Origin of the sequence: Vibrio sp. OPT46 (assembly GCF_015163535.1) — a bacterium.
Lineage (GTDB): Bacteria > Pseudomonadota > Gammaproteobacteria > Enterobacterales > Vibrionaceae > Vibrio > Vibrio alginolyticus.
Genome location: NZ_JADDYG010000603.1, coordinates 7,087 through 12,713, shown reverse-complemented (window position 1 = coordinate 12,713; position 5,627 = coordinate 7,087). Strand labels below are relative to the sequence as shown.

6 protein-coding genes and 1 pseudogene are annotated in these 5,627 nt (G+C 42.3%); 4 read left to right on the top strand and 3 right to left on the bottom strand.

Going from position 1 to position 5,627, the window contains the following annotated elements:
• Positions 1-449 (bottom strand): annotated as a pseudogene (locus IQR33_RS23590) (hypothetical protein); the annotation flags it as partial.
• A gap of 187 nt (positions 450-636) precedes the next feature.
• On the bottom strand, positions 637-1,269 hold the full coding sequence (locus IQR33_RS23585; RefSeq protein ID WP_005376385.1) for a hypothetical protein: 633 nt from the start codon (positions 1,267-1,269) through the stop codon (positions 637-639).
• A gap of 183 nt (positions 1,270-1,452) precedes the next feature.
• Here IQR33_RS23585 and IQR33_RS23580 point away from each other — a divergent pair, with 183 nt between their 5' ends.
• The 3 genes from IQR33_RS23580 to IQR33_RS23570 all read left to right on the top strand — a co-directional run bounded on the left by IQR33_RS23580 (position 1,453) and on the right by IQR33_RS23570 (position 2,975).
• The gene (locus IQR33_RS23580) at positions 1,453-1,695 is read left to right on the top strand and encodes a DUF2164 domain-containing protein (RefSeq protein WP_005390155.1); all 243 of its coding nucleotides are present in this window, start codon (positions 1,453-1,455) and stop codon (positions 1,693-1,695) included.
• 174 nt (positions 1,696-1,869) lie between these two features.
• Positions 1,870-2,409, top strand: coding sequence for a cytochrome b (locus IQR33_RS23575; RefSeq protein ID WP_005390157.1), 540 nt, complete (start codon positions 1,870-1,872; stop codon positions 2,407-2,409).
• Positions 2,406-2,975, top strand: a complete 570-nt coding sequence (locus tag IQR33_RS23570; RefSeq protein ID WP_193837693.1) for a YceI family protein — start codon at positions 2,406-2,408, stop codon at positions 2,973-2,975. Before IQR33_RS23575 ends, IQR33_RS23570 begins: the two co-directional genes overlap by 4 nt.
• Positions 2,976-3,112: 137 nt before the next feature.
• Here the strand turns inward: IQR33_RS23570 and focA are convergent, their stop codons facing one another.
• Positions 3,113-4,564, bottom strand: coding sequence for a formate transporter FocA (focA, locus tag IQR33_RS23565; RefSeq protein ID WP_193837694.1), 1,452 nt, complete (start codon positions 4,562-4,564; stop codon positions 3,113-3,115).
• A gap of 301 nt (positions 4,565-4,865) precedes the next feature.
• Here focA and IQR33_RS23560 point away from each other — a divergent pair.
• Positions 4,866-5,627, top strand: a 762-nt coding sequence (locus IQR33_RS23560; protein WP_193844104.1) for a LysR substrate-binding domain-containing protein, incomplete at its 3' end; no start/stop codon positions are given.

The window sequence follows — 5,627 nt, the reverse complement described above, 5'->3', positions numbered from 1 at the left end:
GAGAGTTCATCCTCCACCTTCAATTCAAGTAACTCCATGACGATTTGTTCATTCATCAAATGCGATTCATAAATGGTTTGTTTTAGCAGTCGGTTATACGTGATGTCTTTGACTAGTATCTCTGCCGCTACCGGTAATACATTGAGAAACAATTGTTTTGTGTGAAAGCGAGACTGAGAGAAATTTTTGATATGGATTAGGCGACTTAAGCGTTCAACATTGAGCAAATCTTGAGTGGGAGTCGCTTTGGATTGGAAAAACTGATCTGGCCTAACCATGTTGCCATTGGCATTGCTAATTCTTACCAGTGCTTCAAGGCCAACGATGGAAATATCGTTCTTATATATGGGTTGAAAGACACTGCGGAGAGTGAAGTTCGCGTATTTCGCAATATACTGCCCGTCGGCTTGTTTCCGGATGCAACTAAGTAGTTGCGAGATGCTCATCATTGTTACCACAACCTAAATCAATGTCTCAACATCAGCGTTATCGCGCTAATTTTTCTATTTCATTGGCAATGAATCTAAGTGTGCTCATTAACTCAAGCAAGAACGATGGTAATGGATGGGTAGTTTTGTCGAGTGATATCAAACAAATTGATGAAATAATTGATAATCTCAGCACTTCAATTTGATGCTACCATTGCAGTACGGCATACAACTGCAAATATTTTCTGACTAACTGCTGTTTGTTCGAACGCCGTAAAGGATGCCCAAACTTAATGTAACAAGGGCTAATACCGAATCGAGTGTCCAAAGATTGCGTGAGTTGCGACTCGCTGGTGTACAGTGTGATTCCTTGTTCTGTGTATTCGTTGATCTGATCGGGTAGTTCACCCATCCACCAATGAAGTAATTCTCGGCTCGTTTTGCTGCGACTTATCCAATGATCGCAAACCAAAAAGAGTAGGTCATTAGGCTGTAAGGCATAGCCATATTCACTCTGCCATTCCGTAATTGATGAGAGTAAGTTTTCCCGGCAAGATTTTCCGGCACTGACCATATGGTGACTCAGAACCCAGACAGTGCCAATGTCGGATGAAATTCGATAGTGATGGGGAAGGTCTGGAGAATCCAACACTTCGATTGGCTTTATCACGCAGTTGTATCCAAAGTGACGAAAAGTATGTTCCATCCTTCTTGAAAACGCGAGACCAAGATGATGCTCACTCATGCCTTGGTTATGCACCGCAGGGTAATGCTTTTCACACAGCTTAAGACAGTCGTCTTGAAAATCATTAACACTTTGAATAACTAGGTCGAGTAGCAAAGAATATCCCTTAATAATTACAAAACGAACTGCAAAAGGTTAGCATAGTCTTTTGAGAATAGACTAATTTACTTCGGCAACTTCTTGATCTAAACACCAAATTTCTCACAAATGACCGTGTCTAATCTTTAATAGAACAACACGAAAGAAGCAGAAGTTGAACAAAAATTTGAAAGGGAAAAAATGATAAAGCTAGAACGCGCACAAAAAGAGGCGCTGGCCACCGCTATTCAAGATTACATGCAAGACGAGCTAGATGTTGAAATTGGCCAGTTCGATAGTGAGTTTCTAATTGATTTTATTACAGAAAAACTAGGGCCAATTTACTATAACAAGGGTGTTGAAGATGCTAAGTTACTGGTTGAACGCAGAATGTTAGAAGTTTCCGAAGAGCTGTATGAGATAGAACAAGAAGTTAAGCTGTAAGTTTCAGTTTTACAAACGATTTAAAGTTCCTTCAAAAAATTCGAACAACTTGATAGATACGGTACCATTGGCTGGATGTAAATGATGGTAAATAATCTGTTTCATATGACGTAAATAGGTTAATGTAGTGTTTCTTGCTCAGCATTAACTTAGGAATATATCTAGGAACTTGAGATGGATACACTGGTAAAGAATTACAACCTTACTGCACGCGTGATGCATTGGTTATCAGCGCTGTGCATTATTGGTCTATTTGCAGTGGGTTTGTGGATGGTCGACCTTAGCTATTACAGCGAATGGTATCGAACTGCGCCGCATTACCATCGCTCTGTCGGTATTTTACTCGCTATTTTAACTTTGGCACGCATCGTATGGAAACATGTGACGGCGTCACCAAAGGTAGAAGGCAAACGTTACGAAGTGCTTGCTGCTAAAGCAGCGCATGGTGTCATGTACCTACTATTGGTCACCATCTTTGTTTCAGGTTACCTCATTTCAACGTCTGATGGACGCGGCATCGAAGTGTTTAATTGGTTCACCGTGCCAGGAGCGGGAGAGTTATTCCCAGGCCAATCAGATATTGCAGGTGAGATTCACTTCTATGCAGCTTGGGCAGTCATCCTGATTGCAGGTTTACATGCTATTGCTGCACTAAAACACCACTTTATCGATAAAGACAACACATTAAGAAAAATGTTAGGAGCTTCAAAATGAAAAAGTCACTTTTCGCTACAGGATTAGCTATCGCTATGGCACTGCCATTTGGTGCGCAAGCTGCAGATTATGTCATCGATACCAAAGGTGCTCATGCTTCAATCAACTTTAAAGTTAGTCACTTGGGTTACAGTTTCATCAAAGGTCGTTTCAATACATTTTCTGGTGACTTTTCTTTTGATGAAAACAACATTGCTGACTCAAAAGTAAATGTTGTTGTTGATACAACCAGCCTAGATTCAAACCATGCTGAACGTGACAAACACATTCGTAGTGGTGACTTCATCGATGCTGGTAAATACAGTGAAGCAACCTTTACGAGCACAAAAGTGGTTGATAAAGGCAATGGCAAACTAGATGTAACTGGTGATCTAACGCTACACGGTGTTACTAAGCCTATTACTATTGAGGCTGAATTCGTTGGTGCTGGCAGTGACCCATGGGGCGGCGAGCGCACTGGCTTTGTTGGCAACACTCGCCTAGAGCTTGCTGACTTTGACATCCCAGTAATGGGTGCTTCAAGCTACGTCGATATGGAACTTCATATCGAAGGTATTAAGAAGTAATTAGTTCCTTTTAGATACACTAAAAGCGCTCTTCACTTGAAGAGCGCTTTTTTATTATCTTAATCACATCACTAACATCGATAAACCAGTCAGTGATAGCGATTGAAAGCCAATAGACGTTGTAAATGTTTAGCGAATTACGCTGTTTCTAACTCACTTTTTTCCACCAAGTTTAAACGCTCACCAAAAATCGGGCGTAGTGCTTTTAATACTTCAGTACGAGTAACCACCCCGACCATCTGCCCATTTTCAAGCACAGGAAGCACTTGTGGCTTACTTACTTTGATACTTTTAGCGCGTTCTTCGAGAGACAAAGACGTCAAGCGAGTGGCAATACCCATACTGCTCGCTGGGTACAACTGCTCTTTATCGATACATAGGAATTCCACAACATCAACGAGACGATCACCAGCGTCAATTGCGACCACATCTCGGCTCATGATGTCGACGACTTTTTGGTCTTTCACCGGAATGTAGTCCTCACACCATAGTTCTACCATCACATCGTGAGCAGAGAAGAAGCCAACTAATCGATTTTGTACGTCTACAACAGGTGCGCTAGTTACGTTGTTATCAAGTAACACATCCAGCGCGGCTGCAATTGGCGTTTCTGCACGAATGGTGACTGGTTTTGGGTTCATAATGTCTTTAACAAAAGAGGCATTTTTCATGGTGAAATCCTTAACTGACGACAGTGTTGTAGTTGTAGTGATAGAAGAAATATTCGCTGCTTTTAGTTCTGGTCGGCGAAAAATACACCAGTTTGAAAGGCCAACTAATACCGCTCCGCCGACGATGTTGCCAAGCGTGACAGGAATTAAGTTAGCGGTAATAAAGTGGCTAATGTTTAGGTCTGTGTATTGTGACGCGGGCACACCGACAGATGCCCAAAAAGATTCAGGTGCAAAATTCGCGATAACAATACCAAGTGGAACCATAAACATGTTCGCAACACAGTGCTCAAAACCGCTGCTGACAAACATTGCCACAGGCAAAATTGTCATTGCTGCTTTTGTCATTGCATTTGCAGAACTAAATGTCAGCCAAATCGCTAGGCAGACCAACAGGTTACAGAGAATACCGAGTGCAAACGCTTGAATGAGAGTGTGGTGAAGTTTGTGTTGTGCGATGTTAAGCGCATTTAATCCCCATTGACCGCCATCCATCTGATAAAGACCAGCAGCAGTAACCAACGCAAGTAGGAACATCGCACCAATAAAGTTACCAACGTAAACTTTGCCCCAGATCGAAAGCATCTTACCGAACGAGATTTGCTTATTGGCCCAAGAAATACTGGATAGGACGGAGCTGGTAAATAATTCACCACCGCAGATCACTATGAGGATCAATCCCATGCTAAATGCGAGTCCACCAGCTAGGCGGCTCAAGCCCCAACCAGCGCCCGTACTGCCGGTGGTCACCGTGATGTAAAACAAGAATGCTAACCCGATGAACGCGCCGGCCATAATGGCGAGGCTTAATGTCATACTGCTGGTTTTGTTTGCCTTACTTAACGCAAATTTTTCCGCTTCAACCATCATCTCTTTTGGAGAAAAATACTGGTGATTTTGAGAACTGGTCACCGCCATATTGACTCCTTAATTTGTAATCGCATAAAAAATCCTTGGTTATTAACTCAAAAATGAAATTGTTGTTTTTATTAAGAGCCTCAATGACTTCGGTTTCAAAACCATTGAGGCTTGCGGTGTTCCCGAACCGCGTACTCAGAATAGGGAGAACGGTTAGTAAGGTAAAATTGATAATATTTAGAAACCTCATCAAATTAATTGATAACTTTGCGGGGCCAGGTAAAATGAACTCTATTGCTTATTGGGGCATGCTTTAACAATTGTGGGGATTGGGAAATACCCACTAATAATGGAGGACACTTTGCGCTACTCACTTAAGCAATTAGCGGTTTTCGACGCAGTTGCAGATACCGGCAGTGTAAGCCAAGCCGCAGAAAAATTGGCTTTGACACAATCAGCGACGAGTATGTCGCTTGCGCAATTAGAGAAGATGCTTGGCAGGCCGTTGTTTGAGAGGCAAGGCAAGCAAATGGCGTTAACCCATTGGGGGATGTGGTTACGACCAAAAGCAAAACGCTTGCTACAAGATGCATTGCAGATTGAAATGGGCTTCTATGAGCAACATTTATTGAGTGGTGAGATTCGTATGGGAGCGAGTCAAACCCCAGCAGAGCACTTAGTTCCCGATCTTATCAGTATCATTGATAATGACTTTCCAGAAATGCGTATTTCTCTCGGTGTACAAAGTACAAAAGGGGTGATTGATGGGGTATTAGATTACAAGTATGACTTAGGGATTATTGAAGGGCGCTGTGATGATAACCGTTTATACCAAGAAGTATGGTGTCGTGATCATCTTACTGTTGTCGCAGCTTCTCATCATCCTTTTGCGCGTAATCAGTCTGTTAGCCTTGCGCAGTTAGAGCAAGCGAAGTGGGTACTAAGAGAGCATGGCTCTGGCACACGAAAAACATTTGATAGTTCTATTCACCACCTTATTGAAGATTTGGATGTGTGGCGCGAGTACGAACACGTTCCGGTGTTACGTAGTTTAGTTGCTAATGGTCAGTACCTTACTTGCTTACCGTATTTAGATGTAGAGCGATATATAGAAGCAGGTCAT

Excerpts from the sequence above, each read along its gene's own strand:
- IQR33_RS23580 (WP_005390155.1), top strand. The coding sequence starts at position 1,453 with ATGATAAAGCTAGAACGCGCACAAAAAGAGGCGCTGGCCACCGCTATT.
- IQR33_RS23575 (WP_005390157.1), top strand. The coding sequence starts at position 1,870 with ATGGATACACTGGTAAAGAATTACAACCTTACTGCACGCGTGATGCAT.
- IQR33_RS23570 (WP_193837693.1), top strand. The coding sequence starts at position 2,406 with ATGAAAAAGTCACTTTTCGCTACAGGATTAGCTATCGCTATGGCACTG.
- focA (WP_193837694.1), bottom strand. The coding sequence starts at position 4,564 with ATGGCGGTGACCAGTTCTCAAAATCACCAGTATTTTTCTCCAAAAGAG.